We start from the raw sequence: 25160 nt of genomic DNA, 5'->3' as shown, positions 1-25160 counted from the left end.
TACGGCATAAATCCCAATGCCTTTTTCAAAATAAATTAGGATTAAAATAATTAAATCAGTAAATTCCGATGCATGATATCGGATTTTTCGAAAGTCCTGATGAAATGCAGCGTTACTGTACTCACGGATTCAATTGTTATTCCTAATATATCTATGAATTAATGTTTTATAAGGATTTCCTTATAACCATTTATATGTATTTGCAAGCCTGTCTTGTCGCGAAGAATGTATAAAGCACTAAGGTAATAATAATTGCGGTCTGCAACTATCATCATTGGTATTGTTTGTGGTGGATTTTTATATTGACAACAGTACAGTTCTTATATCTATTAGTGACAGAAAGGGATCTACAACCTACAGATTGGTGTAGCTTTATGGAAAAAGACTATTTGGGAATTAGTAGTACTGTATTGGTGAGCTTATTGTTTGGGCTTGCATTCGTTTTGGTAAATAGTTGGTTTAATCAGCCAACCGTTGAGGAGGTTGTTCCACGATCAACCTATCTAATGGTTATGATTGCTTTATTTTTTATCGATACCGTTGCATTTATTTTCATGCAATTGTATTTCATTTATGATCGTGTGCAATTTTCAAACTGCATACTTAGTTTAGCGTTTCTGAGTTGTTTGATTTACTTTGTTAAAACTGTCATTATCATTCAGCAATTTATTGAGGGGCATTTGATAAGCAGCGTTGTACAAAATGATATTGCAATTTATTATTTGTTTCGTCAGATGAGTTTGTGCATGTTAATATTGCTAGCGCTGGTGAATAAAGTTAGTGAAAACAATAAGAAACGCTGTTTTTTTTCCAAAAAAATGACATTGTGTATAAGCCTATTTTTTATTTTTTGGGGGGGCGGCAGTTGCTCACATGCTAAGTAGTCATTATGATGACTACAGTTTACATATTGCCGAGTTAACAAATGAAAATGGTCAGGTAGTCTGGAAAACCTCATATGTTACCATAATGATTTTCATGTGGTTAATCTTGCTTTTGGTTAATCTATACTTTAATGGTTTACGCTGTGATATCTGGAATGGAGTATCAGTGATTGCTTTCTGTGCCGTGCTGTATAATATCTCTCTGTTATTTATGAGCAGGTATAGTGTGTCCACTTGGTATATTAGCCGCACTATTGAAGTAGTCAGTAAATTAACCGTTATGGTAATATTTATGTGCCATATTTTCAGTGCGCTACGAGTAACAAAGAACATTGCCCATCGCGATCCATTAACTAATATATTTAACAGGAATTATTTTTTCAATGAACTGAAGGCTCAATCAGCATCAGCCCAAAAAACGTCTTATTGTGTCATGATTATGGATATCGATCACTTTAAAAAAGTTAACGATACGTGGGGGCATCCGGTTGGCGATCAGGTGATAAAAACAGTGGTGAGCATCATTGGGAAAAGCATACGACCAAATGACCTTTTAGCACGCGTTGGCGGCGAAGAGTTTGGCGTCTTGCTGACGGAGACCGATACTGAAAGCGCGAAAGTTTTAGCCGAAAGGATAAGGGCAAATGTAGAGCGTTTGACAGGCGATAATCCTGAATACGCCATACCGCAAAAAGTGACGATTAGCATTGGCGCTGTGGTGACTCAGGGAAGTGCGTTAAATCCGAATGAAATCTATCGAATGGCTGATAATGCACTATATGAAGCGAAAGAAACCGGACGTAATAAGATAGTTGTAAAAGAGGCAGAAATTCTTATCAACTGCAAGGATGATGATTGAGTTTGTCGCCAGTTGTCGAACCCCGGTCGGGGCTTTTCATCCCCCGGTGTGTGCAATATACGAAAAAAAAGCCCGTACCTTCGTACGAGCTCTTCTTTAAAGATGGCGGTGAGGGGGGGATTGACTCGCTTCGCTCGCCCTGCGGGCAGCCCGCTCACTGCGTTCACGGTCTGTCCAACTGGCTGTCGCCAGTTGTCGAACCCCTGTCGGGGCTTCTCATCCCCCCGGTGTGTGCAATATACGAAAAAAAAGCCCGTACTTTCGTACGAGCTCTTCTTTAAAGATGGCGGTGAGGGGGGGATTCGAACCCCCGATACGTTGCCGTATACACACTTTCCAGGCGTGCTCCTTCAGCCACTCGGACACCTCACCAAATTGTCGTTCCTGTCTTGCTGGAACGGGCGCTAATTTAGGGAAATCATGACCTGAGGTCAACAAACTTTTTTAAAAAATCGCGCGTTTATTCAAACTTCAATCAATATGCAGTTTTAATAAGCGAAATCTGCTTTTTTTGCCACCGACCACGGATTTGTTATGCTGGTGGCCTTTGTAGATCATAACGATAAGTGCGAATAAATTTCGCCAACACTCTTCGGGAGTCAGTATGGATATCATCTTTTATCACCCAACGTTCGATACCCAATGGTGGATTGAGGCACTGCGCAAAGCTATTCCTCAGGCAAGAGTCAGAGCATGGAAAAGCGGAGATAATGAATCAGCCGATTATGCTTTAGTCTGGCATCCTCCAGTTGAAATGCTGGCAGGGCGCGATCTTAAAGCGGTGTTTGCACTCGGGGCCGGTGTTGATTCTATTTTGAGCAAGTTACAGGCACACCCTGAAATGCTGAAGCCTTCTGTTCCACTTTTTCGCCTGGAAGATACCGGTATGGGCGAGCAAATGCAGGAATATGCTGTCAGTCAGGTGCTGCATTGGTTTCGACGTTTTGACGATTACCGCATCCAGCAAAATAGTTCGCATTGGCAACCGCTGCCTGAATATCATCGGGAAGATTTTACCATCGGCATTTTGGGTGCAGGCGTACTGGGCAGTAAAGTTGCACAGAGTCTGCAAACCTGGCGCTTCCCGCTGCGTTGCTGGAGTCGAACCCGTAAATCGTGGCCTGGCGTGCAAAGCTTTGCCGGACGGGAAGAACTCTCTGCATTTCTGAGCCAATGCCGGGTATTGATTAATTTGTTACCGAATACCCCTGAAACCGTCGGCATTATTAATCAACAATTAATCGAAAAATTACCGGATGGCGCGTATCTCCTCAACCTGGCGCGTGGTGTTCATGTCGTGGAAGATGACCTGCTCGCGGCGCTGGATAGCGGCAAAGTTAAAGGCGCAATGCTGGATGTTTTTAATCGCGAACCCTTACCGCCGGAAAGTCCGCTCTGGCAACATCCACGCGTGGCGATAACACCACATGTCGCCGCGATTACCCGTCCCGCTGAAGCTGTGGAGTACATTTCTCGCACCATTGCCCAGCTCGAAAAAGGGGAGAGGGTCTGCGGGCAAGTCGACCGCGCACGCGGCTACTAATAAAGCATCAGGTTTCCTGCTATCCTTGGCGGGAATTGAATACAGGAGAGAGTTATGTATCCCGTCGACCTTCATATGCATACCGTTGCCAGCACGCATGCATATAGCACATTAAGTGATTATATTGCCCAGGCCAAACAAAAGGGCATTAAACTTTTTGCGATCACCGATCATGGCCCGGACATGGAAGATGCGCCGCATCACTGGCACTTCATTAACATGCGTATCTGGCCGCGAATGGTCGATGGGGTAGGGATCCTGCGTGGTATCGAAGCTAACATTAAAAATGTTGATGGTGAAATTGACTGCAGTGGCAAAATGTTTGATTCGCTGGATCTAATTATTGCCGGCTTTCATGAACCGGTTTTTGCACCACATGATAAAGCGACCAATACGCAAGCGATGATCGCCACTATCGCCAGCGGCAATGTGCATATAATAAGTCATCCCGGAAATCCACGATATCCAATTGATTTTAAAGCTGTTTCTGAAGCTGCGGCGAAACATCAGGTGGCGCTGGAAATCAATAATTCCTCATTTTTACACTCACGTAAGGGCAGTGAAGACAACTGTCGTGCGGTAGCCGCAGCGGTACGTGACGCTGGAGGTTGGGTGGCATTAGGCTCGGATTCTCACACTGCGTTTACCATGGGGGAATTTGAAGAGTGTCTTAAAATCCTCGACGCGGTAGATTTTCCGCCAGAGCGCATTTTGAATGTTTCTCCGCGCCGCTTACTGAACTTTCTTGAATCTCGCGGTATGGCACCGATTGCGGAATTTGCAGACCTTTAACTACTAGTAATGGAAATATATTAATGAACGAGTTTTCTATCCTCTGTCGTGTGCTGGGTTCGCTCTATTACCGCCAACCGCAAGATCCTTTACTGGTGCCGCTGTTTACCCTGATTCGTGAGGGGAAACTGGCTGCGAACTGGCCACTGGAGCAGGATGAGTTACTGACACGTTTACAGAAAAGCTGTGATATGGCGCAGGTCTCTGCCGAATACAATGCGTTGTTTATCGGCGATGAATGTGCTGTGCCGCCATATCGTAGCGCATGGGTTGAGGGCTCGACGGAAGCGGAAGTGCGCGCTTTTCTTTCCGAACGAGGGATGCCATTAGCGGATACGCCAGCCGATCACATCGGTACATTGCTGCTCGCGGCTTCCTGGCTGGAAGATCAGTCAACGGAAGATGAGAGCGAAGCACTGGAAACACTGTTCAGTGAGTATCTGTTACCCTGGTGTGGTGCGTTCCTTGGCAAAGTGGAGGCCCATGCAACTACGCCTTTCTGGCGCACCATGGCACCGCTAACCCGCGATGCTATTAGTGCAATGTGGGACGAGCTGGAAGAAGATTCTGAAGAGTAAATGTGATCTCCATCACTCATAACTGCAACAGATAATTTGTTGTTGCATAAAATGTGTGCTCGATCTCATTCATGGCCGCGTTTTCTGCTATCATGCGCGGCATGAACATACTTCTCTCTATTGCAATCACAACAGGCATTCTCTCCGGTATCTGGGGATGGGTGGCTGTTTCCCTGGGCTTACTAAGCTGGGCGGGCTTCCTGGGCTGTACGGCCTACTTTGCCTGCCCGCAAGGTGGGCTGAAAGGGCTGGCGATCTCCGCTGCAACCCTGCTTAGTGGCGTGGTGTGGGCGATGGTCATTATTTACGGTAGTGCACTGGCACCACATCTGGAAATTCTCGGTTATGTCATAACCGGTATTGTCGCGTTTCTGATGTGTATTCAGGCGAAACAGCTGCTGCTTTCATTTGTTCCGGGGACGTTTATAGGCGCATGCGCGACGTTTGCCGGGCAGGGTGACTGGAAACTGGTGTTACCTTCGCTGGCGCTTGGACTGGTATTTGGTTACGCAATGAAAAACAGCGGCTTGTGGCTGGCGGCGCGTAGTGCAAAGACGGCTCACCGTGAGCAGCAAATCAAAAATAAAGCGTGAGGGGCACTCACGCTTTCGCTTGAACAGTAAAATGCCGGATGATAATTCCGGCATTTTTATCTATCAGGATTCCGGTGGAACCGACATATGGCGGTATTTCACCAGAATGTCATTCTGCCGTTCTGCTTTGTTCTGCAAATCCCAAAGACCGCGGTCGATACCATCATTAATCAGGAAAATGACGCCTGTTTCGATAGCCGACATCAGGCACAGCATAACGGGTTCGTTCGAGGTGTAACCTACTTCCCCTTCCAGCAAGCGCTGGTAGTCAATAAAGCGGAAGACCCCCGCCTGAACTTCATAGGAAAGTATCGTCTTACTGGTGTTCACCGAGGAGAGGATCTCACCGGTACTCACATTGACGACACGCAGGTTCACGGCAATCTGATCGAGCTGGTATTGCGTGTCTGCACCGATCCCAAAATATCTTGCCCCAACACCGCCCGATTTAACGTTGCTTTCATAACCGATAATCGAACCTTCAACCATGATATTTGCCGCCGTTAAAGATTGCAGCGGGATTCGGTTATTAATGGCAACCGTGCCGTTTTCTTGTGCTGCACGAATAATCTTGCGCTCGTTAAGCAGGTTTTGTAAGCCCTGGCGCTCCAGCGGTATAAACCAGCGAGAATCTTTCAATGCCGTGACCAGCATTGCCGTGGCGCTTTGCGGAACAGCAGTGGAGAAGTTACTTGCCGGGTAGGGTTTAAATTGCCCGGTTTCGTCCTGAATGTTGTATACCGAAACAAAGATCTTACCCGTCGGCGCTGGCAGATGGGTCAAATCTTTGTAGCTCTGAGCACGAGGCATTAATGTCGGTCTGGCGGCTTCTTTAGGCGGGGCGGTTAAGCATCCGCTCAGTAACATGACGGCAACCAAAAGAAATAAGCGCTGCATGATTATTTTCCTTATGAAGCTGGGGCTTAAAAATCGGTTGAGTTATTTTGTAAACCCGAAACCTGGATGGTCGAGGTTTGTCCGGTTTTGCGATCCGTCACATTCAACTGCAATTGACCATCGCGGTTAGCGATATCGACAATATAATCGTTGGTCACCATGCGGCCCGGTTTACCGGTATTAATATTCGACAGTAGCCCACCTAAAATTTGTGACTGGATGGCCTGGGTAAAGTTATCTAACGCTGATGGCGTTTCAATACCAAAGTCATCGTTATAGCTCGGATCTTTATACGAGTTCTGTGCCTGGGCGCTATTTAATAAAAAAGCGCCATTATTTGGGTTGCCACCAAAGTTTGGATTACGGAACTGGAAAGTCATGGTTCCAGCCCAACTTAAAGGCGAAATAAGCATGAGTAGAACTACTGCATGTTTGACACGCATTGCAGCCTCCGAACAATTTTTTATTTAGAATTCATCATGCGCCAAATCGCCCGTACTCAATAACGCCTGATTTATCTGGCGACGATTTAGTGCTTCTTCAGTTTGAATCAGTGCAAAGACGACAGTTTTTTCGAAGTCTCTTTTCAACGGGAATAAAAAAGTCTGGAAAATAACGTCCTGATTGACCGTTATTGTGATCCAACTTCCCCATCGTGCACTGGGCCTTTCATTAATCGTTAAGTTACCCGTATAGTCACTTTCCCATTTATCACTAAAGGCTCGGTAAAAATCATGGCCAATAGATGAAACAGTATGGTCAGTTAACAAGCCCGGGACTTCTACCTCAACGGCGTGAAGATTCCCTGCGGCGAACAGGAATTCTGCCGCCACAATCCAGCGTAAATAACGTTTCATGGCTTTATCGCCTGAGGTTATCGTTTGCCCAGGAAACCGCTTGTGTCCGGTTTTTTACGGCTATCTTCTTGAAAAGATTATAAAGATGCGTTTTAACCGTATTTTCGCTGATGAACAACGAACGAGCGATCTCGTTATTAGACGCGCCGATACGCAGCTTATTCAGGATCTCTTTTTCCCGATGAGTAAGGAGGGCTGATTCCGTGCTGTTATAACGATAGTTACCTGAATGCGTAATCAGGTAACTGGCAAGCTTTTGCGTAAAGTAGCATTCGCCGCGCAGGACGCCTTGCAACCCATTGACAACACGTTCTTGATCCTCCATGGCATAAAAAACGCCGTTGATATGAGGCCAGTTTTCAATGTCGCGGTACGGGTAATCTTCAGGCGTATTTAGCAACAATATTTTGATATTGTTGTTTTTCCTGCTCAAAGTATCCTGCCAATAATGGATAAGCTTTTTATCCGCTTCCATCATATCCAGAAGAATAATAGAGCCTGAAGATATATCGTCCAGAGAACGTTGAATATTATGTAATTTTCCTGTAATTGCCAGCGATTGTTTAAGGTGCTGCAAGAGAGCTGTCGCCTGCAAAGAAGGTTTAGTGATCAACAATAATGTATGACCATGGATACTATGGACTTCATTAAACATGATGAAACCCCGCTTTTTTTATTGATCGCACACCTGACAGCTGCCTCTAAAATAGAAGCACCAGAAGTACTGACAGATGTTGCACTGCTGTGTGTAGTAATAAATCAGCCCTAAATGGGTAAAATATAAAACTAATGGATTACATCTGATTTCAATCTAGCCATTACAAATCTTAAATCAAGTGTTAAACATGTAACTAAATGTAACTCGTTATATTAAAATGTTAATCTTAAGGTTTTATTAAGTTTAGAAATGATAGAAAAGTTGTACATTTGGTTTTTCTTGCACAATTTTAAAAAATCATACAAATGGTGCTAACTTGCTAATAATGCATATAAAAAATATTTCGGTGTAGTCCTTTCGTCATGTAAAACGTTCTTGTTTTTTCTCCACACCTCCGTGGACAATTTTTTACTGCAAAAAGACGAGGTTTGTCACGGCTTGTGCGCAAGACATATCGCAGCAATCAGCGACGGGCAAGAAGAATGACTGTCTGGTGATTTTTGATTGCGGAAAACCGAAATTTAAAAGAAAACAAAATATTTTTTTGCGTAGATAACAGCGTATTTACGTGGGTTTTAATACTTTGGTATGAACAAAAAAAGAAAAATACAACGCGCGGGTGAGTTATTAAAAATATTTCCGCAGACATACTTTCCATCGTAACGCAGCGTTAACAAAATACAGGTTGCGTTAACAACCAAGTTGAAATGATTTAATTTCTTAAATGTACGACCAGGTCCAGGGTGACAACATGAAAAACAAATTGTTATTTATGATGTTAACAATACTGGGTGCGCCTGGGATTGCAGCCGCAGCAGGTTATGATTTAGCTAATTCAGAATATAACTTCGCGGTAAATGAATTGAGTAAGTCTTCATTTAATCAGGCAGCCATAATTGGTCAAGCTGGGACTAATAATAGTGCTCAGTTACGGCAGGGAGGCTCAAAACTTTTGGCGGTTGTTGCGCAAGAAGGTAGTAGCAACCGGGCAAAGATTGACCAGACAGGAGATTATAACCTTGCATATATTGATCAGGCGGGCAATGCCAACGATGCCAGTATTTCGCAAGGTGCTTATGGTAATACTGCGATGATTATCCAGAAAGGTTCTGGTAATAAAGCAAATATTACACAGTATGGTACTCAAAAAACGGCAATTGTAGTGCAGAGACAGTCGCAAATGGCTATTCGCGTGACACAACGTTAATTTCCATTCGACTTTTAAATCAATCCGATGGGGGTTTTACATGAAACTTTTAAAAGTAGCAGCAATTGCAGCAATCGTATTCTCTGGTAGCGCTCTGGCAGGTTCTATTCCTCAGTATGGCGGTGGTGGTCACCATGGCGGTGGCGGTAATAATAGCGGCCCAAATTCAGAGCTGAATATTTACCAGTACGGTGGTGGTAACTCTGCACTTGCTCTGCAAACTGATGCTCGTAACTCTGACTTGACGATTACCCAGCACGGTGGCGGTAACGGTGCAGATGTTGGTCAGGGCTCTGATGACAGCTCAATCGATCTGACCCAACGTGGCTTCGGTAACAGTGCCACTCTTGATCAGTGGAACGGTAAAAACTCTGAAATGACTGTTAAACAGTTTGGTGGTGGTAACGGTGCTGCAGTTGATCAAACTGCATCTAACTCTAGCGTAAACGTTACTCAGGTTGGTTTTGGCAACAACGCGACCGCTCATCAGTACTAATACATCCTCTGTATTAAAGAAACAGGGCGCAAGCCCTGTTTTTTTTCGGGAGAAGAATATGAATGCGTTATTACTCCTTGCGGCACTTTCCAGTCAGATAACCTTTAATACGACCCAGCAAGGGGATATGTACACCATTATTCCTGAAGTCACTCTTACTCAATCTTGTCTGTGCAGAGTACAAATATTGTCCCTGCGCGAAGGCAGTTCAGGGCAAAGTCAGACGAAGCAAGAAAAGACCCTCTCATTGCCTGCTAATCAACCCATTGCTTTGACGAAGTTGAGTTTAAATATTTCCCCGGACGATCGGGTGAAAATAGTTGTTACTGTTTCTGATGGACAGTCACTTCATTTATCACAACAATGGCCGCCCTCTTCAGAAAAGTCTTAATTTGTTGAAATATCGAGCATAAGATGAATCTGGAGAGAATGGTCTGCTGCGGATCAGCCAACCTGAAAGTATGGATAACACAACCCTCAAGGATGACTAATCATTGAGGAAATAGAATAAATGTTCAGACCTTTTTTAAACTCTCTTATGCTCGGCAGTTTGTTTTTTCCTTTTATTGCCATCGCAGGAAGCACCGCGCAAGGGGGCGTGATCCATTTTTATGGCCAAATTGTGGAACCGGCATGTGACGTCAGCACCCAGTCATCACCCGTAGAAATGAACTACCCACAGAATGGCTCTGTTCCGGGCAGAACCTATTCCAGCAAAGCGTTAATGAGCGGCAATGTTAAAAACGCGCAAATAGCCTCAGTAAAAGTGCAGTATCTTGATAAACAGAAAAAGCTGGCTGTAATGAACATCGAATATAACTAAGTTTCTGAACAACTCACCTTGCTGAGCAGAAAAATGCGATTTAACCAAAAAGCCTGCTGTACACTTAAGAAACAAGAAGGTGTAAGGAGGCGTTATGAAAACGCGTATTCATGTTGTGCAGGGTGATATTACCAAACTGGCCGTTGATGTGATTGTGAATGCGGCTAATCCGTCATTAATGGGAGGCGGCGGCGTCGATGGGGCCATTCATCGCGCAGCGGGTCCGGCCCTGCTGGATGCCTGTTTAAAAGTCAGGCAGCAGCAGGGCGATTGCCCTACGGGGCATGCCGTTATTACGCTTGCAGGCGATCTTCCCGCGAAAGCCGTAGTGCACACCGTCGGGCCAGTCTGGCGTGGTGGTGAACAAAACGAAGACCAGCTTTTGCAGGATGCCTATCTCAATAGCCTACGACTGGTGGCGGCAAACAGCTATACGTCAGTGGCTTTTCCTGCAATTAGTACTGGGGTTTATGGTTACCCTCGTGCGGCAGCGGCTGAAATCGCAGTAAAAACCGTTTCAGAATTTATTACCCGTCACGCTTTACCCGAACAGGTATACTTTGTCTGTTATGATGAAGAAAACGCCCACCTCTACGAAAGACTCCTTACCCAACAAGGAGATGAATGATTTGCCCCGGCTGGCGAGCGCGGTGCTGCCACTGTGTTCGCAACATCCCGGTCAGTGTGGCCTTTTCCCTCTGGAGAAAAGTCTGGATGCGTTTGCCGCCCGGTATCGTCTGGCCGAAATGGCAGAGCATACGCTGGATGTTCAGTATTACATCTGGCAGGACGATATGTCGGGTCGGTTACTGTTTTCCGCCCTGTTAGCCGCAGCAAAGCGTGGCGTTCGCGTCCGTTTGTTGCTGGACGACAACAATACACCCGGACTTGACGACATTTTACGCTTGCTTGACAGTCATCCCCGCATTGAAGTCCGGCTTTTTAATCCTTTCTCGTTTCGCTTGCTACGTCCGCTTGGTTATATCACCGACTTTTCCCGTCTCAATCGCCGTATGCACAATAAAAGTTTCACTGTCGATGGCGTGGTGACGCTGGTAGGGGGACGAAATATTGGTGATGCCTATTTTGGTGCAGGGGAAGAGCCACTTTTTTCGGATTTAGATGTCATGGCAATAGGACCAGTTGTAGAGGACGTTGCCGATGATTTCGCCCGCTACTGGTATTGTAAATCGGTTTCACCCTTACAGCAGGTGCTGGATGTCCCGGAAGGTGAAATGGCGGATCGCATCGAGTTACCCGCCTCCTGGCATGACGATGCCATGACGCATCGTTATTTACGCAAAATGGAATCCAGCCCGTTTATAAATCATCTGGTTGATGGAACGTTGCCGCTTATCTGGGCGAAAACACGTTTATTAAGTGATGATCCGGCGAAAGGGGAAGGCAAGGCAAAACGGCATTCACTGTTACCGCAACGCCTGTTCGATATCATGGGCTCACCCAGTGAACGCATCGATATTATCTCTTCCTATTTTGTACCGACACGCGCAGGTGTGGCGCAACTCTTACGGATGGTGAGAAAAGGGGTAAAGATTGCGATCCTAACCAATTCTCTTGCCGCTAACGATGTTGCTGTCGTCCATGCCGGATACGCGCGCTGGCGCAAAAAATTGCTCCGCTACGGCGTGGAATTATATGAACTCAAGCCGACGCGTGAACAAAGTAGTACGTTACACGATCGCGGCATAACCGGTAATTCCGGTGCCAGCCTGCATGCTAAAACCTTTAGCATCGATGGTAAAACGGTGTTTATTGGCTCTTTCAATTTCGATCCACGTTCGACATTGCTCAATACTGAAATGGGGTTCGTGATAGAGAGCGAAACGCTGGCACAGTTAATTGATAAACGCTTTATTCAGAGCCAGTATGATGCGGCCTGGCAGCTCCGTCTGGACAGGTGGGGGCGGATCAACTGGGTTGATCGTCATGCAAAGAAAGAAATTGTTCTCAAAAAAGAACCCGCTACCAGTTTCTGGAAGCGGGTTATGGTCAGACTGGCGTCGATATTGCCTGTGGAATGGTTATTGTAAACGCGGCTTAACGGGCTGGTGCTTTATCGTTCTCACGCTTAACAACCGGTTTACCAGAGAACAAAAACTTCAGTAACGGGATGCGTAAATGAATTTCATACAGAATTATCGCAATCCCTACTACGAATATCAGGCCACAGAGAAAACCAAGCCAGTTGGAGGTGATGTGCGGTGTAATGTACGCGCCGAAAAACAGCGTTAACGGGTGGTGAACCAGATAGATAAATAGCGATGCGTTAACAAAGTAAGTCACCCGCGCTGACTGGAAGTTAAGCAAACGGTGGCCGAAGGAGAAGACCACATTCACCATCCACAGACCGAGGACCATGGTAATCACCGACTCGGTTTCGTACATCCAGGCATCGCCACTGCCATAGCGCTGGTTGAGTAAATAAGCGACAAACGCCAATGCTGCTGCAAGGGTACAGCCACGAGACGGCGTGGTAAACAAGGCTTTAAGATGAGGGAAAATGAAAGCCAGTGCGCCGAGGATAAAGAACGGCAAATAAAATAACGTTTGCATGACAATAAAATTGAACATGCCGTTACTCAGAATGGGTGGATACACAATAAAAATCGTTCTTCTTATTACCGCATAACCGATGCCGAGGCACAAAAAAATCACCGATAATTTTACCATCGAGAATTTTTTATTCGTTTTATCAGAATTTTCTAAATTATTTCTGATGCGTTTAAATATCCATACGCACAGCGTCGTCATGACCACTAACACCAGTAAAAACCACAGGTGTGATATTAATTCCCAGGCCAACGTATTATATTTGTCATACAATGACAGCTCAGGCCAACTTTCCGCTTTCCCTTTGACGTATTGCAGCATAATAAATTGCGGCAATGTCAGTAGGGGGATGGCTGTTAACATCGGGATCCCTACACGTTCGACACGTACTTTCCACCATTTTTTCAGGGGATAGCGTAAAAAAAGCATGTAAGAAAAGTACCCGGATATAACGAAAAATACCTGCATGCGGAACGAGTGGATGAAGTCATTAAAAAGGGTCAGCCACAATGACGGTTCGGCGCTATTCACATGCCATGTATGGCTCGAATAGATTAAAGAAATATGAAAAGGGATCCCTAACAACATCAGCCAGGCGCGGATGGAGTCGAGGAAATATTCACGTTGCGCGGGTACTGGATTCATATATGGTTAACTAATCTCGGATTTTTCGTCTTATCCCTGTCGGGTTATGCCTTTAGGCTTGTTGCCATAGCGACACCGACCTGACCGCGCCAGACGCAGGCTTCAAGGTTTTTATGCATAGCATCATCGCTACCACTAACCAGAATGGAAGCGTCTGTAAGACGGTTGATAAATAAATTTGCTGGCAAACCCTACACGAAGTCGATGCTTCTGTCTTTAGGAGAAGCACGGAAAGTGAAAACGGTTGCAATCAGGTGCTTAATCCATGAGCCAGCGTGCTGAACGATACCGGGATTCTGTTGTCGGAATGGCTGGTTATCCATTAAAATAGATCGGATCGATATAAGCACACAAAGGGGGAAGTGCTTACTAATTATGAAACATAAACTACAAATGATGAAAATGCGTTGGTTGAGTGCTGCAGTAATGTTAACCCTGTATACATCTTCAAGCTGGGCTTTCAGTATTGACGATGTCGCAAAGCAAGCTCAATCCTTAGCCGGGAAAGGCTATGAGGCGCCTAAAAGCAACTTGCCCTCCGTTTTCCGCGACATGAAATACGCGGACTATCAGCAGATCCAGTTTAATCATGACAAAGCGTACTGGAACAATCTGAAGACCCCATTCAAACTCGAGTTCTACCATCAGGGTATGTACTTCGATACCCCGGTCAAAATAAATGAAGTGACTGCCACCGCAGTCAAACGAATCAAATACAGCCCGGATTATTTCACTTTCGGCGATGTTCAGCATGATAAAGACACGGTAAAAGACCTTGGTTTTGCCGGTTTTAAAGTGCTTTACCCGATCAACAGCAAAGATAAAAACGATGAAATCGTCAGCATGCTCGGGGCCAGCTATTTCCGCGTGATTGGCGCAGGTCAGGTTTATGGCCTTTCTGCCCGCGGTCTGGCAATTGATACCGCCTTGCCATCGGGTGAAGAATTTCCACGTTTCAAAGAGTTCTGGATCGAGCGTCCAAAACCGACTGATAAACGTTTAACCATTTATGCATTGCTTGACTCGCCGCGTGCGACAGGTGCTTACAAATTCGTGGTTATGCCAGGGCGTGACACGGTTGTGGATGTGCAGTCGAAAATCTATCTGCGCGATAAAGTCGGCAAACTGGGGGTTGCACCGTTAACCAGTATGTTCCTGTTTGGGCCGAACCAACCTTCGCCTGCAAATAACTATCGCCCGGAGTTGCACGACTCTAACGGTCTCTCTATCCATGCCGGTAATGGTGAATGGATCTGGCGTCCGTTGAATAACCCGAAACATTTAGCGGTCAGCAGCTTCTCGATGGAAAATCCGCAAGGCTTCGGTCTGTTGCAGCGCGGTCGTGATTTCTCCCGCTTCGAAGATCTCGATGATCGTTACGACCTCCGTCCAAGCGCATGGGTGACTCCGAAAGGGGAGTGGGGCAAAGGCAGCGTTGAGCTGGTGGAAATTCCAACCAACGATGAAACCAACGATAACATCGTCGCTTACTGGACGCCGGATCAGCTGCCGGAGCCGGGTAAAGAGATGAACTTTAAATACACCATCACCTTTAGCCGTGATGAAGACAAACTGCATGCACCAGATAACGCATGGGTGCAACAAACGCGTCGTTCAACGGGGGATGTGAAGCAGTCGAACCTGATTCGCCAGCCTGACGGTACTATCGCCTTTGTGGTCGATTTTACCGGCGCAGAGATGAAAAAACTGCCAGAGGATACCCCGGTCACAGCGCAAACCAGCATTGGTGATAATGGTGAGATAGTTGAAAGCACAGTGCGCTATAACCCGGTTACCAAAGGCTGGCGTCTGGTGATGCGTGTGAAAGTGAAAGATGCCAAGAAAACCACTGAAATGCGTGCTGCGCTGGTGAATGCCGATCAGACGTTGAGTGAAACCTGGAGCTACCAGTTACCTGCCAATGAATAAGACAACTGAGTACATTGACGCAATGCCCATCGCCGCAAGCGAGAAAGCGGCATTGCCGAAGACTGATATCCGCGCCGTTCATCAGGCGCTGGATGCCGAACACCGCACCTGGGCGCGGGAGGATGACTCCCCGCAAGGCTCGGTAAAGGCGCGTCTGGAACAAGCCTGGCCAGATTCACTTGCTGATGGACAGTTAATTAAAGACGATGAAGGGCGCGATCAGCTTAAGGCGATGCCAGAAGCAAAACGCTCCTCGATGTTTCCCGACCCGTGGCGTACCAACCCGGTAGGCCGTTTCTGGGATCGTCTGCGTGGACGCGATGTCACGCCGCGCTATCTGGCTCGTTTGACCAAAGAAGAGCAGGAAAGCGAGCAAAAGTGGCGTACCGTCGGTACTATCCGCCGTTACATTTTGTTAATCCTGACGCTCGCACAAACTGTTGTCGCGACCTGGTATATGAAGACCATTCTTCCTTATCAGGGGTGGGCGCTGATTAATCCTATGGATATGGTTGGTCAGGATGTGTGGGTTTCCTTTATGCAGCTTCTGCCTTATATGCTGCAAACCGGTATCCTGATCCTCTTTGCGGTGCTGTTCTGTTGGGTGTCCGCCGGATTCTGGACGGCGTTGATGGGCTTCCTGCAACTGCTTATTGGTCGCGATAAATACAGTATATCTGCGTCGACAGTTGGCGATGAACCATTAAACCCGGAGCATCGCACGGCGTTGATCATGCCTATCTGTAACGAAGACGTGAACCGTGTTTTTGCTGGCCTGCGTGCAACGTGGGAATCAGTAAAAGCCACCGGGAATGCCAAACACTTTGATGTCTACATTCTGAGTGACAGTTATAACCCGGATATCTGCGTCGCAGAGCAAAAAGCCTGGATGGAGCTGATCGCTGAAGTCGGTGGCGAAGGTCAGATTTTCTATCGCCGCCGCCGTCGTCGCGTGAAGCGTAAAAGCGGTAATATCGATGACTTCTGCCGTCGCTGGGGCAGCCAGTACAGCTACATGGTGGTGCTGGATGCTGACTCGGTAATGACCGGTGATTGTTTGTGCGGGCTGGTGCGCCTGATGGAAGCCAACCCGAACGCCGGGATCATTCAGTCGTCGCCGAAAGCGTCCGGTATGGATACGCTGTATGCGCGCTGTCAGCAGTTCGCGACCCGCGTGTATGGGCCACTGTTTACAGCCGGTTTGCACTTCTGGCAACTTGGCGAGTCGCACTACTGGGGACATAACGCGATTATCCGCGTGAAACCGTTTATCGAGCACTGCGCACTGGCTCCGCTGCCGGGCGAAGGTTCCTTTGCCGGTTCAATCCTGTCACATGACTTCGTGGAAGCGGCGTTGATGCGCCGTGCAGGTTGGGGGGTGTGGATTGCTTACGATCTCCCGGGTTCTTATGAAGAATTGCCGCCTAACTTGCTTGATGAGCTAAAACGTGACCGCCGCTGGTGCCACGGTAACCTGATGAACTTCCGTCTGTTCCTGGTTAAGGGTATGCACCCGGTTCACCGTGCGGTGTTCCTGACAGGTGTGATGTCTTATCTCTCCGCGCCGCTGTGGTTTATGTTCCTCGCGCTCTCTACGGCATTGCAGGTAGTTCATGCGTTGACCGAACCGCAATACTTCCTGCAACCACGGCAGTTGTTCCCGGTGTGGCCGCAGTGGCGTCCTGAGCTGGCGATAGCGCTGTTTGCTTCGACTATGGTGCTGTTGTTCCTGCCGAAGTTATTGAGCATTTTGCTTATCTGGTGCAAAGGAACGAAAGAATACGGCGGCTTCTGGCGCGTTACATTATCGCTGCTGCTGGAAGTGCTTTTTTCCGTGTTGCTGGCTCCGGTACGTATGCTGTTCCATACGGTATTCGTCGTCAGCGCTTTCCTTGGCTGGGAAGTGGTGTGGAATTCACCGCAGCGTGATGATGACTCCACTTCCTGGGGCGAAGCATTCAAACGCCACGGCTCTCAGCTGCTGCTGGGGTTAGTGTGGGCGGTTGGTATGGCGTGGCTGGATCTGCGTTTCCTGTTCTGGCTGGCACCGATTGTTTTCTCGTTGATCCTGTCACCGTTTGTTTCGGTGATCTCCAGCCGTACTACAGTGGGTCTGCGTACCAAACGCTGGAAACTGTTCCTGATCCCGGAAGAGTATTCACCGCCGCAGGTACTGCTTGATACCGATCGTTTCCTCGAGATGAATCGTCAACGCTCCCTCGACGATGGCTTTATGCATGCGGTGTTTAACCCGTCATTTAACGCTCTGGCAACCGCCATGGCGACGGCGCGTCACCGCGCCAGTAAGGTGCTGGAAATTGCCCGTGATCGCCACGTTGAACAGGCGCTGAACGAGACGCCAGAGAAGCTGAATCGCGATCGTCGCCTGGTGCTGCTAAGCGATCCGGTGACGATGGCCCGTCTGCATTTCCGCGTCTGGAATTCCCCTGAGAGATATTCTTCATGGGTGAGTTATTATGAAGGGATAAAGCTGAATCCGCTGGCATTGCGTAAACCGGATGCGGCTTCGCAATAAAACGTAGTGGCCTGATGCGCTACGCTTATCAGGCCTACAACGTTCTACGATGTATTGATTTTGCAATATTTTGTAGGTCGGACAAGGCGTTCACGCTGCATCCGGCAAAAACAACGAGCCAATAAAAATACCGGCGTTATGCCGGTATTTTTTTACGGGAGAGGTATCAAATGCGTTTCATCATGGTCAGTATTATGGTGACCTTGTTGAGTGGCTGCGGCAGTATTATTAGTCGCACTATACCGGGGCAGGGGCATGGCAACCAATATTATCCTGGTGTGCAATGGGACGTGCGTGACTCCGCCTGGCGTTACGTCACGATCCTTGATCTGCCATTCTCCCTTGTTTTCGATACTTTACTGCTGCCGATCGACATTCATCATGGCCCGTATGAGTAATTAGCGTTCATCCCACTCATCAGCCGCTGCCCGTCCTTCTTCCGTATCCAGCGGTGGCTCAAGCTGAAATTCCCCCTCGTCCCATTCATGTAATGTATTCTCTTCCTGCCACTCCTGGCGGATCTCTATCTCATCATAGTCGCCGTCAAAGACACTTTGCGCGGCTTCACCGCTAAGCATGGGTAAACATTCACCTTCTTCCCCTTCGTCGGCAAAAAACTCAACTTGCCACATGATGTCGCCGTCCTGCAAAACGTATTTTTGGGCATTGAACTGTTGCACATTCGCGTCTTCGGCGTCGATGCCGGGGTTGTCTGCAAGAAATTCTTCGCGTGCAGCATCAATGGCTTCTTCAAGCGTTGCGTACATGGTCATCACGATTCTCCCTTTGAGTTGATGAGGTTTCAGGGAAAAGGATAGCTGATTCTCCGCTTTTGCAAGTATGAAAGGCGAAAAATCAGTTCGATACCTGGGGTATCCGACGACGGCGCAGACTGTTCCATGAATAGACTGCGTTGAATAACACTACGCCAGCGGTGACGAGGAATACCGCTCTGAAACCGTAGTTCGCTGAAATCGCTGCTCCCATCAATGGTCCGGTAACGTTGCCAATATCACGAAACGATTGGTTATAGCTGAAGATACGCCCGGCGATTTGGTTGCTCGAGTTGTAAACTAACAGTGTCTGTACGGCGGGGAGTAATGCACCATCCGCGGCACCGAGCAAAAAACGTAAAATCCCAAGTTGCAATGGCGTCTGAACATAAGACATTGGGATCAACAGCAGTACAGAAAAGATCAGCGCCGTAATCAGGATCTTTTCGGGGCCGATTCGATCGCCAAGTTTGCCGAGTCGTGGTGCACTCAGCAGAGCAGCCACGCCTGGCACCGAGGCGATCATGCCACTGATAAAGGCGACGTTACTGACGTTACCCGCCAGTTCGCGGACATACAGCGTCAGAATGGGGGCAATTGAGCCCGTCGCCACCTGGATGATTAACGTGGTGACAAACAGGCTGAGTACCAGTTTCGGGTTTTTAAGTGATGTCACCACTTCCCGCATATGCAGCATCTCTTTTTTGCTGACTGGCTGGAATTTTTCTCGGATGCAAAACAGGGTGACGAAAAAGCAAAGTATCAGCACACTGGCGGTAATAAAGAATACCGGACGTAAGCCGTAGCTATCGGCAAGCAAACCACCAGCCATTGGGCCGAGCAACGCGCCGCTAACGCCGCCTGTGGAGAGCGTACCCAGCGCCCAGCCGCTTTTATTACGCGGTACTTGTGTGGCGATCAGTGCGTTAGCGTTGGGAACAAATCCGCCAAGCAAACCAAGCAGCGCCCGCAGGATCAAAAACTGCCAGATATTTTGTGCCAGCCCCATCAACACCATCACGATGCCCATGCCGAGGGCAGAGCGTAATAGCATGAGTTTTCGGCCTTTACGGTCGGCGAGTCCACCCCAAAACGGTGAGGCGATGGCCGAAAATAAAAATGTAATGCTGAAGACAATACCGGACCACATATTCAAGGCGGAGTGGCCCGTAACGCCAAGCTGCTCAACGTAGAGGGGTAAGAAGGGCATTACCAGGCTGAAGGCGGCACCGGTAAGAAAACAGCCTAGCCAGGCGACGATCAGGTTTCGTTTCCAGTTTATAGGGGTGTCATTTTCACAGGGTGACATAGCAATCCGCTGTTGGTGCGCCAGGCGCGGTGAACATAAGAAGAAAAGATAAGCACACTAATTATGCGCCCGACTTCCAGGGGGCGCAATCCAGAGAGCTTTTATCGCTAAATCAGGGGGGATTTGCTGTGGTAATGCCGGATGCCATTCTCAAGCATCCGGCATGGGAGATTTAATAGCGTGAAGGAACGCCTTCCGGACGTGTTTTAAAGCGACGGTGCAACCACATATACTGCTCTGGTGCCATCATGATGCATTTTTCGACCACTTTGTTCATCCATGCGGCGGTGGTTTCGGCATCATCCAGCGGCGGAGAACACTCTGGCGGTAGCATAATCAACTGATACCCTTTGCCATCTGGCTTACGGCGTGGAACGAAGGGCACCAGACATGCGCCGGACATCCGTGCCAGCATCCAGGTTCCGGTTGTGGTCGCAGCCTGCTCAACGGCAAACAACGGGACGAAAACGCTTGAGCGCGGGCCGTAATCATGATCCGGTGCGTACCAGACCACTTCGCCTTTTTTCAGGGCTTTAATCATGCCTTTTAAATCTTTGCGATCGAGCATTGATTTATTTGAGCGCAAACGGCCCCAGGTTTGTAGCCAGTCAATCAGTGGGTTATCGTTCGGGCGGTAAACGCCAATCCCGGGTTCCTGCATACCAAATTGCCGCGCACCCAGCTCCAGAGTCAGAAAATGGATGCCAACTAACAGGATGCCGCGTTGTTGCGCCTGCACGTCACGAATGTGTTCCATGCCGATCACTTCCGTCCAGCGGGCGATCCGGCGGTCTGGCCAGAACCACGCCATGCCGGTTTCCATCAGCCCCATACCAACAGATTCGAAATTCTTCACCACCATTTCACGGCGTTCTTGTTCGCTCATTTCCGGGAAGCACAGTTCCAGGTTGCGATGCACAATTTTTGCGCGTCGTTTCATAAAACGTAACGCCAGTTTTCCTAATCCACAACCGAGGCGGTAGATAACCGGGTAGGGCAATTGCACGACTAACCAAAGTACGCCAATACCCAACCAGGTTAACCAATAACGCGGATGAAGCAGTGCGGTGGAGAACTTGGGTAGATTCGTCATATCAATCCTGTTTTTCAACCTATTCGGGCAATTGTATGTATTGTCGCATTTTTTCGCCCGCAACCAAAATTTGTGGCTGAAGACTGGGCGAAATTACCGCGCTTGTAAATAATAAATAATTTTTAATGCGCAAATGTAGCGTAAAATGTGTGGATGTTAATTATCGATAATTGCTATATCATGCCGCGGATTTTTACTTTCCCATCTCGCAGGAACCGTACACCATGCCAGTGTTACACAACCGCATTTCCAACGACGCGCTGAAAGCCAAAATGTTGGCTGAGCGCGAACCGCGCACCACCATTTCGTTTTATAAGTATTTCCACATCGCCGATCCGAAAGCGACCCGTGACGCTTTATATCAGCTGTTTACTGCGCTGAATATTTTTGGGCGAGTGTATCTGGCGCATGAGGGGATTAACGCGCAAATCAGTGTACCTGCGAGCAATGTTGAAACATTTCGCGCACAGCTATACGGCTTCGACCCGGCTTTAGATGGCTTACGCCTGAATATCGCGTTGGATGATGACGGGAAATCCTTCTGGGTACTGCGCATGAAGGTGCGCGATCGCATCGTAGCCGACGGTATTGACGATCCTCACTTTGATGCCAGCAATGTTGGTGAGTATCTGCAAGCGGCAGAAGTGAACGCCATGCTTGACGATCCCGATGCATTGTTTATCGACATGCGTAACCACTATGAGTATGAAGTGGGGCACTTTGAAAACGCGCTGGAAATTCCGGCAGATACCTTCCGTGAGCAGCTGCCAAAAGCAGTCGAGATGATGCAGGAACATAAAGATAAAAAAATCGTTATGTACTGCACCGGCGGCATTCGTTGTGAAAAGGCCAGTGCCTGGATGAAACATAACGGATTCAATAAAGTCTGGCATATCGAAGGCGGAATTATTGAATACGCCCGTAAGGCGCGCGAGCAGGGCTTACCGGTGCGTTTTATTGGCAAAAATTTTGTGTTTGACGAGCGGATGGGCGAACGTATCTCTGATGAGATTATCGCGCATTGCCACCAGTGCGGTGCGCCGTGCGATAGCCATACCAACTGTAAAAATGATGGCTGCCACCTGCTGTTTATTCAGTGTCCAGTATGTGCAGAAAAATACAAAGGTTGTTGCAGTGAGATTTGCTGCGAAGAAAGCGCGTTACCGCCAGAAGAACAGCGACGCCGTCGGGCAGGACGTGAAAATGGCAATAAGATCTTTAATAAGTCTCGTGGACGTCTGAATACAACACTGGGCATTCCTGATCCAACAGAATAAATATCATTGCCGGATGCGTGTCATCCGGCAACATTTCACGCTTACTTCTGCTGTACGCCTTCCACTGAAATAATCAGATCCACTTCCTGAGAAGCTGGACCTAAATCTGTCTTGATATTGAAGTCTTTGAGCTTAATTTTGCCTTCGGCCTCAAAGCCTGCACGTTTACCGCCCCACGGGTCGTCGCCCTGACCAATTAATTTCGCTTCCAGCGTGACGGGTTTGGTGACCCCGTTCAGCGTCAGATCGCCGGTAATATCCAGCTCATCACCGTCTTTCTTTACGCTAGTGGAGGTGAATGTTGCCTGTGGATATTTTGCGGTATTGAGGAAATCCGCACTGCGAAGATGTTTATCGCGTTCGGCGTGATTAGTATCGACGCTGGTGGTGTTAATTGTCACATTCACTTTATCGGCAGCGGGATTTTTTTCATCAAAGGTAAAAGTACCGTCGAAATCTTTAAAGGTGCCATATAACCAGCTGTAGCCAAGGTGCTGGATGCGGAAATTAACAAAGGCGTGCTGACCTTCTTTGTCAATTTTGTAATCGGCGGCAACCGCTGAACCCGCAGAGAACATCATGGAAGCGAAGGTTAAACCAAGCAGGCTTTTTTTCATTTTTTATACTCCATAGTCAGATGACGACTTTCCCAGCATGCGCTTCAGAGTGTCGTCTTTATCGATGAAATGATGCTTCAGGGCCATAAATCCGTGCATAACGGACAGTACTACGACGCTCCACGCGAGCCAAAAATGCACGGCACCGGCAAAGTCAGCCTGTGCGCCAGCGTCGGCGAGGGTCGCGGGGACGTCAAACCAGCCAAAAACGCTGATCGGTTTACCATCGGCAGTTGAGATCAGATAGCCGCTGATGCCGATGGTGAACAGCAATAGGTACAATGCGAGATGTCCAGCTTTTGCTGCAAGACGAGTCATGGGCGAATAACTCGGCAGCGGACCCGGCGGTGGAGATATGACACGCCACAGAACGCGAATAACCAGCCCCATCATTAACAAAATGCCGATGCTTTTATGCAGTTCCGGTGCCTGGTGATACCAGCCATCGTAATAACTGAGCGTGACCATCCACAGACCTAAAGCAAACATGCCATAGACAATAATTGCGCTTAGCCAATGGAAGGCCGCAGATATAACACCATAGCGTTCAGGGGTATTTGTGAATGACATAAGTGCATCCAAAACGAATTTGCGAGAGAAAGAAAATGGCGTGTCGGAGAATGAATTGCAACACAAAAATAACAAATTGAATGATATTTATTTTTATTTCAATAATTTTGAATTAATAATGAAAGAATCTTCATAAGTTTAGTGGGTTCAGCATCTGGAAGGTCTGGTGAGTGCTGTAGAGGCAGGAAGAATCTCATTCAATTTTTCACGCTAAATGAAAGGGAGATTAAATATTTGTCAGTTTATGTCAGTGCGGAAAAACTAAAAATAAAACACGTAGATCAGGTCCATAATTGCCAACAGTCCCCAGAGAAAAAGATAAAGCATCAGATGCTCGCGAATATTATTGATGAGATAGTGCAACAGCCGACGCATTAAATACTCCTGTAAAAACGGCCTCATTCTGGAGGCCGTAATGATGATTATTGGAAGCGGGAAAGCCTGAATGGCGTCAAATCAAAATCGCTTTTTTTGTCTTGCGCAAAATCGGCAGCTATTTCCCCTAAAACTGACGCAAATTTAAAACCGTGCCCGCTCAGGCCGGTAATGAGCAGTGTATTATCGTGGCGGGGTAGAGTATCGATAATAAAATCTTCGTCAGGCGAATTATCATAGGTGCAGGCAGCGCCGTACAGGCAGCAACCGATACCCGGCAATACATTGCGCAAGAACGGGAAGGCTTCTGACCCATCACTGGCCACTTCCGCAAACGGAACACGTTCATCCGCTGAATGGATAACCTGGCCTCCGTTATGTTTGCCAATCTTCAACGCGTCGTTTTCTGCCGGAAAACCATAATATTGATCGCCATTGGGCAGTTCACCGGTAAACGCCGGGAATTTATTCTTCACGCTATAGCGACCATCGGCCTGATACCAGGCAAATACTTTGCGTACGGGCTGGACAGGCAGTTCCGGGAGCAGATCTTTTACCCATGTTCCCGCGCAGACAATCGCCTTTTTCGCCTGATACTCACCGTCAGCGGTTTCAATAGTTACGCCATCATCGTCATGACGAATTGCGGTGACCGGGCAGTTAAACAACTGCGCACAACCCGCTTCCTTCGCCAGTTGGATCCAGGTTTTAATCGCCAGTTCGCTGCGTAAAAAGCCGGAATCAGTCTCAAATAAGCCGATGTAGTTGTCCGGGACGCGTATTTCTGGCCAGCGTGCCATAATCCCTTGCGCATCGAGCTTTTCAACGTTGAGTTGCCACTGTTCGGCGCTGTGGGCGACGTTGGCGAGAAATGTGGAATCAGCCGGGCCAAGGTTAATGACGCCAGAGCGTACAAAAATGGGATCTTCTTCGTTGTGGTGGGAGAGTTCATCCCACAGCGTTTGCGCGCGGAGGACCAGCGGGACATACTTTTCGCCTTCACCATAAGCATGGCGAATTAATCGCGTATCGCCGTGGTGGCTGCCGTGTTGATGCGGTGGCATATGGGCGTCGGTCATTAGCACGTTTAAACCGGCACGGGTTGCATAATACCCGGCGGCAGCGCCTACGGAACCGCTGCCAATAATGATGAGATCGTATTTCATTTTTTTCTCTCTGCTCTCATGGTTTAAGCAGAGTAATTAACTGAATGCAGATATACAACCCAGAAATGGTAAAGGCACCAGTGAGGTGCCTTTTGGGTGGATGGTCATGTCA

Annotated in this window: 26 protein-coding genes, 1 tRNA gene and 1 pseudogene; 15 read left to right on the top strand and 13 right to left on the bottom strand. The window is 47.8% G+C overall.

Translation table 11 applies throughout. From position 1 onward, the window contains the following. Window positions 1-374: 374 nt before the first annotated feature. Window positions 375-1743 (top strand): annotated as a pseudogene (locus BEB42_RS00665) (GGDEF domain-containing protein). Window positions 1744-2027: 284 nt separating this feature from the next. Here the strand turns inward: BEB42_RS00665 and BEB42_RS00650 are convergent. Further along, window positions 2028-2115 (bottom strand) — tRNA-Ser (locus tag BEB42_RS00650). A 232-nt stretch (window positions 2116-2347) separates the two neighbouring features. Between BEB42_RS00650 and ghrA the strand changes: the two genes are divergently transcribed. The 4 genes from ghrA to BEB42_RS00630 all read left to right on the top strand — a co-directional run bounded on the left by ghrA (window position 2348) and on the right by BEB42_RS00630 (window position 5249). Further along, a complete protein-coding gene (ghrA, locus tag BEB42_RS00645) occupies window positions 2348-3286 on the top strand; it encodes a glyoxylate/hydroxypyruvate reductase GhrA (protein WP_000351330.1) in 939 nt (312 codons plus the stop codon). Window positions 3287-3340: 54 nt separating this feature from the next. Then, on the top strand, window positions 3341-4078 hold the full coding sequence (gene ycdX / locus BEB42_RS00640; RefSeq protein ID WP_000283651.1) for a zinc-binding phosphatase: 738 nt from the start codon (window positions 3341-3343) through the stop codon (window positions 4076-4078). Window positions 4079-4101: 23 nt separating this feature from the next. After that, window positions 4102-4656, top strand: coding sequence for a molecular chaperone YcdY (gene ycdY, locus BEB42_RS00635; protein WP_001001912.1), 555 nt, complete (start codon window positions 4102-4104; stop codon window positions 4654-4656). A gap of 101 nt (window positions 4657-4757) precedes the next feature. Continuing rightward, complete coding sequence (locus BEB42_RS00630) at window positions 4758-5249, top strand: DUF1097 domain-containing protein (RefSeq protein WP_001340063.1); 492 nt, start codon at window positions 4758-4760, stop codon at window positions 5247-5249. A 63-nt stretch (window positions 5250-5312) separates the two neighbouring features. On the opposite strand, the gene csgG is transcribed toward BEB42_RS00630, so the two are convergent. Genes csgG through csgD form a run of 4 tightly spaced genes read right to left on the bottom strand, consistent with a single transcriptional unit; the run spans window position 5313 to window position 7658 of the window. Continuing rightward, the gene (gene csgG / locus BEB42_RS00625; RefSeq protein ID WP_001189321.1) at window positions 5313-6146 is read right to left on the bottom strand and encodes a curli production assembly/transport protein CsgG; all 834 of its coding nucleotides are present in this window, start codon (window positions 6144-6146) and stop codon (window positions 5313-5315) included. A 26-nt stretch (window positions 6147-6172) separates the two neighbouring features. Beyond that, the gene (gene csgF / locus BEB42_RS00620) at window positions 6173-6589 is read right to left on the bottom strand and encodes a curli production assembly/transport protein CsgF (RefSeq protein ID WP_001264088.1); all 417 of its coding nucleotides are present in this window, start codon (window positions 6587-6589) and stop codon (window positions 6173-6175) included. A gap of 24 nt (window positions 6590-6613) precedes the next feature. Next, window positions 6614-7003, bottom strand: a complete 390-nt coding sequence (gene csgE / locus BEB42_RS00615) for a curli production assembly/transport protein CsgE (RefSeq protein WP_000833288.1) — start codon at window positions 7001-7003, stop codon at window positions 6614-6616. Between the two features lie 4 nt (window positions 7004-7007). Next, on the bottom strand, window positions 7008-7658 hold the full coding sequence (csgD, locus tag BEB42_RS00610) for a biofilm master transcriptional regulator CsgD (protein ID WP_000481500.1): 651 nt from the start codon (window positions 7656-7658) through the stop codon (window positions 7008-7010). Between the two features lie 754 nt (window positions 7659-8412). On the opposite strand from csgD, the gene csgB reads away from it, so the two are divergent. From csgB to clsC, 6 genes are all read left to right on the top strand, one after another. After that, entirely contained in the window at window positions 8413-8868 is a 456-nt protein-coding gene (gene csgB / locus BEB42_RS00595; RefSeq protein WP_001360656.1) for a curli minor subunit CsgB, read from the top strand. 40 nt (window positions 8869-8908) lie between these two features. Next, a complete protein-coding gene (csgA, locus tag BEB42_RS00590) occupies window positions 8909-9364 on the top strand; it encodes a curli major subunit CsgA (protein WP_000771423.1) in 456 nt (151 codons plus the stop codon). A gap of 58 nt (window positions 9365-9422) precedes the next feature. After that, the gene (csgC, locus tag BEB42_RS00585) at window positions 9423-9755 is read left to right on the top strand and encodes a curli assembly chaperone CsgC (RefSeq protein ID WP_000992818.1); all 333 of its coding nucleotides are present in this window, start codon (window positions 9423-9425) and stop codon (window positions 9753-9755) included. A 120-nt stretch (window positions 9756-9875) separates the two neighbouring features. Further along, window positions 9876-10187 (top strand): protein YmdA, encoded by a 312-nt coding sequence (ymdA, locus tag BEB42_RS00580; RefSeq protein ID WP_105267111.1) that lies wholly within the window; start codon window positions 9876-9878, stop codon window positions 10185-10187. Window positions 10188-10281: 94 nt separating this feature from the next. Then, the gene (gene ymdB / locus BEB42_RS00575) at window positions 10282-10815 is read left to right on the top strand and encodes an O-acetyl-ADP-ribose deacetylase (protein ID WP_000857405.1); all 534 of its coding nucleotides are present in this window, start codon (window positions 10282-10284) and stop codon (window positions 10813-10815) included. Then, window positions 10757-12238: a cardiolipin synthase ClsC gene (gene clsC, locus BEB42_RS00570; protein WP_001353293.1), complete on the top strand. Its 1482-nt coding sequence runs from the start codon at window positions 10757-10759 to the stop codon at window positions 12236-12238. The genes ymdB and clsC overlap by 59 nt, the downstream gene beginning before the upstream one ends. Window positions 12239-12245: 7 nt before the next feature. On the opposite strand, the gene mdoC is transcribed toward clsC, so the two are convergent. Further along, window positions 12246-13403, bottom strand: coding sequence for a glucans biosynthesis protein MdoC (mdoC, locus tag BEB42_RS00565; RefSeq protein ID WP_105267110.1), 1158 nt, complete (start codon window positions 13401-13403; stop codon window positions 12246-12248). A gap of 393 nt (window positions 13404-13796) precedes the next feature. On the opposite strand from mdoC, the gene mdoG reads away from it, so the two are divergent. The 3 genes from mdoG to BEB42_RS00540 all read left to right on the top strand — a co-directional run bounded on the left by mdoG (window position 13797) and on the right by BEB42_RS00540 (window position 18266). Continuing rightward, the gene (gene mdoG, locus BEB42_RS00550; protein ID WP_001300662.1) at window positions 13797-15332 is read left to right on the top strand and encodes a glucans biosynthesis protein MdoG; all 1536 of its coding nucleotides are present in this window, start codon (window positions 13797-13799) and stop codon (window positions 15330-15332) included. Continuing rightward, entirely contained in the window at window positions 15325-17868 is a 2544-nt protein-coding gene (gene mdoH, locus BEB42_RS00545; protein ID WP_001353292.1) for a glucans biosynthesis glucosyltransferase MdoH, read from the top strand. The genes mdoG and mdoH overlap by 8 nt, the downstream gene beginning before the upstream one ends. A gap of 170 nt (window positions 17869-18038) precedes the next feature. Further along, a complete protein-coding gene (locus BEB42_RS00540) occupies window positions 18039-18266 on the top strand; it encodes a YceK/YidQ family lipoprotein (protein ID WP_001211028.1) in 228 nt (75 codons plus the stop codon). Here the strand turns inward: BEB42_RS00540 and BEB42_RS00535 are convergent, their stop codons facing one another. From BEB42_RS00535 to lpxL, 3 genes are all read right to left on the bottom strand, one after another. Continuing rightward, window positions 18267-18641, bottom strand: coding sequence for a MysB family protein (locus tag BEB42_RS00535; RefSeq protein ID WP_000180056.1), 375 nt, complete (start codon window positions 18639-18641; stop codon window positions 18267-18269). Window positions 18642-18723: 82 nt separating this feature from the next. Beyond that, complete coding sequence (gene mdtG, locus BEB42_RS00530; protein ID WP_000074172.1) at window positions 18724-19950, bottom strand: multidrug efflux MFS transporter MdtG; 1227 nt, start codon at window positions 19948-19950, stop codon at window positions 18724-18726. Between the two features lie 172 nt (window positions 19951-20122). Then, on the bottom strand, window positions 20123-21043 hold the full coding sequence (gene lpxL, locus BEB42_RS00525; RefSeq protein WP_001353291.1) for a kdo(2)-lipid IV(A) lauroyltransferase: 921 nt from the start codon (window positions 21041-21043) through the stop codon (window positions 20123-20125). 224 nt (window positions 21044-21267) lie between these two features. On the opposite strand from lpxL, the gene trhO reads away from it, so the two are divergent. Further along, the gene (trhO, locus tag BEB42_RS00520; protein ID WP_001353290.1) at window positions 21268-22320 is read left to right on the top strand and encodes an oxygen-dependent tRNA uridine(34) hydroxylase TrhO; all 1053 of its coding nucleotides are present in this window, start codon (window positions 21268-21270) and stop codon (window positions 22318-22320) included. Window positions 22321-22361: 41 nt separating this feature from the next. Here the strand turns inward: trhO and BEB42_RS00515 are convergent, their stop codons facing one another. The 4 genes from BEB42_RS00515 to solA all read right to left on the bottom strand — a co-directional run bounded on the left by BEB42_RS00515 (window position 22362) and on the right by solA (window position 25048). Then, the gene (locus BEB42_RS00515; RefSeq protein ID WP_000749275.1) at window positions 22362-22937 is read right to left on the bottom strand and encodes a YceI family protein; all 576 of its coding nucleotides are present in this window, start codon (window positions 22935-22937) and stop codon (window positions 22362-22364) included. A 3-nt stretch (window positions 22938-22940) separates the two neighbouring features. After that, on the bottom strand, window positions 22941-23507 hold the full coding sequence (locus tag BEB42_RS00510) for a cytochrome b (RefSeq protein WP_001353289.1): 567 nt from the start codon (window positions 23505-23507) through the stop codon (window positions 22941-22943). Between the two features lie 261 nt (window positions 23508-23768). Next, a complete protein-coding gene (locus BEB42_RS00505; protein ID WP_001253418.1) occupies window positions 23769-23882 on the bottom strand; it encodes a YceO family protein in 114 nt (37 codons plus the stop codon). Between the two features lie 47 nt (window positions 23883-23929). Then, entirely contained in the window at window positions 23930-25048 is a 1119-nt protein-coding gene (gene solA / locus BEB42_RS00500; protein ID WP_105267109.1) for an N-methyl-L-tryptophan oxidase, read from the bottom strand. Between the last annotated feature and the right edge of the window lie 112 nt (window positions 25049-25160).

It is taken from the genome of Escherichia sp. MOD1-EC5990 (assembly GCF_002965285.1).
GTDB lineage: Bacteria > Pseudomonadota > Gammaproteobacteria > Enterobacterales > Enterobacteriaceae > Escherichia > Escherichia coli_F.
This window is presented reverse-complemented; position numbering and strand designations above follow the sequence as displayed.

Coding starts and splice junctions, on each gene's coding strand:
- ghrA (WP_000351330.1), top strand. CDS start 2,348: ATGGATATCATCTTTTATCACCCAACGTTCGATACCCAATGGTGGATT.
- ycdX (WP_000283651.1), top strand. CDS start 3,341: ATGTATCCCGTCGACCTTCATATGCATACCGTTGCCAGCACGCATGCA.
- ycdY (WP_001001912.1), top strand. CDS start 4,102: ATGAACGAGTTTTCTATCCTCTGTCGTGTGCTGGGTTCGCTCTATTAC.
- BEB42_RS00630 (WP_001340063.1), top strand. CDS start 4,758: ATGAACATACTTCTCTCTATTGCAATCACAACAGGCATTCTCTCCGGT.
- csgG (WP_001189321.1), bottom strand. CDS start 6,146: ATGCAGCGCTTATTTCTTTTGGTTGCCGTCATGTTACTGAGCGGATGC.
- csgF (WP_001264088.1), bottom strand. CDS start 6,589: ATGCGTGTCAAACATGCAGTAGTTCTACTCATGCTTATTTCGCCTTTA.
- csgE (WP_000833288.1), bottom strand. CDS start 7,003: ATGAAACGTTATTTACGCTGGATTGTGGCGGCAGAATTCCTGTTCGCC.
- csgD (WP_000481500.1), bottom strand. CDS start 7,658: ATGTTTAATGAAGTCCATAGTATCCATGGTCATACATTATTGTTGATC.
- csgB (WP_001360656.1), top strand. CDS start 8,413: ATGAAAAACAAATTGTTATTTATGATGTTAACAATACTGGGTGCGCCT.
- csgA (WP_000771423.1), top strand. CDS start 8,909: ATGAAACTTTTAAAAGTAGCAGCAATTGCAGCAATCGTATTCTCTGGT.
- csgC (WP_000992818.1), top strand. CDS start 9,423: ATGAATGCGTTATTACTCCTTGCGGCACTTTCCAGTCAGATAACCTTT.
- ymdA (WP_105267111.1), top strand. CDS start 9,876: ATGTTCAGACCTTTTTTAAACTCTCTTATGCTCGGCAGTTTGTTTTTT.
- ymdB (WP_000857405.1), top strand. CDS start 10,282: ATGAAAACGCGTATTCATGTTGTGCAGGGTGATATTACCAAACTGGCC.
- clsC (WP_001353293.1), top strand. CDS start 10,757: ATGATGAAGAAAACGCCCACCTCTACGAAAGACTCCTTACCCAACAAG.
- mdoC (WP_105267110.1), bottom strand. CDS start 13,403: ATGAATCCAGTACCCGCGCAACGTGAATATTTCCTCGACTCCATCCGC.
- mdoG (WP_001300662.1), top strand. CDS start 13,797: ATGATGAAAATGCGTTGGTTGAGTGCTGCAGTAATGTTAACCCTGTAT.
- mdoH (WP_001353292.1), top strand. CDS start 15,325: ATGAATAAGACAACTGAGTACATTGACGCAATGCCCATCGCCGCAAGC.
- BEB42_RS00540 (WP_001211028.1), top strand. CDS start 18,039: ATGCGTTTCATCATGGTCAGTATTATGGTGACCTTGTTGAGTGGCTGC.
- BEB42_RS00535 (WP_000180056.1), bottom strand. CDS start 18,641: ATGACCATGTACGCAACGCTTGAAGAAGCCATTGATGCTGCACGCGAA.
- mdtG (WP_000074172.1), bottom strand. CDS start 19,950: ATGTCACCCTGTGAAAATGACACCCCTATAAACTGGAAACGAAACCTG.
- lpxL (WP_001353291.1), bottom strand. CDS start 21,043: ATGACGAATCTACCCAAGTTCTCCACCGCACTGCTTCATCCGCGTTAT.
- trhO (WP_001353290.1), top strand. CDS start 21,268: ATGCCAGTGTTACACAACCGCATTTCCAACGACGCGCTGAAAGCCAAA.
- BEB42_RS00515 (WP_000749275.1), bottom strand. CDS start 22,937: ATGAAAAAAAGCCTGCTTGGTTTAACCTTCGCTTCCATGATGTTCTCT.
- BEB42_RS00510 (WP_001353289.1), bottom strand. CDS start 23,507: ATGTCATTCACAAATACCCCTGAACGCTATGGTGTTATATCTGCGGCC.
- BEB42_RS00505 (WP_001253418.1), bottom strand. CDS start 23,882: ATGCGTCGGCTGTTGCACTATCTCATCAATAATATTCGCGAGCATCTG.
- solA (WP_105267109.1), bottom strand. CDS start 25,048: ATGAAATACGATCTCATCATTATTGGCAGCGGTTCCGTAGGCGCTGCC.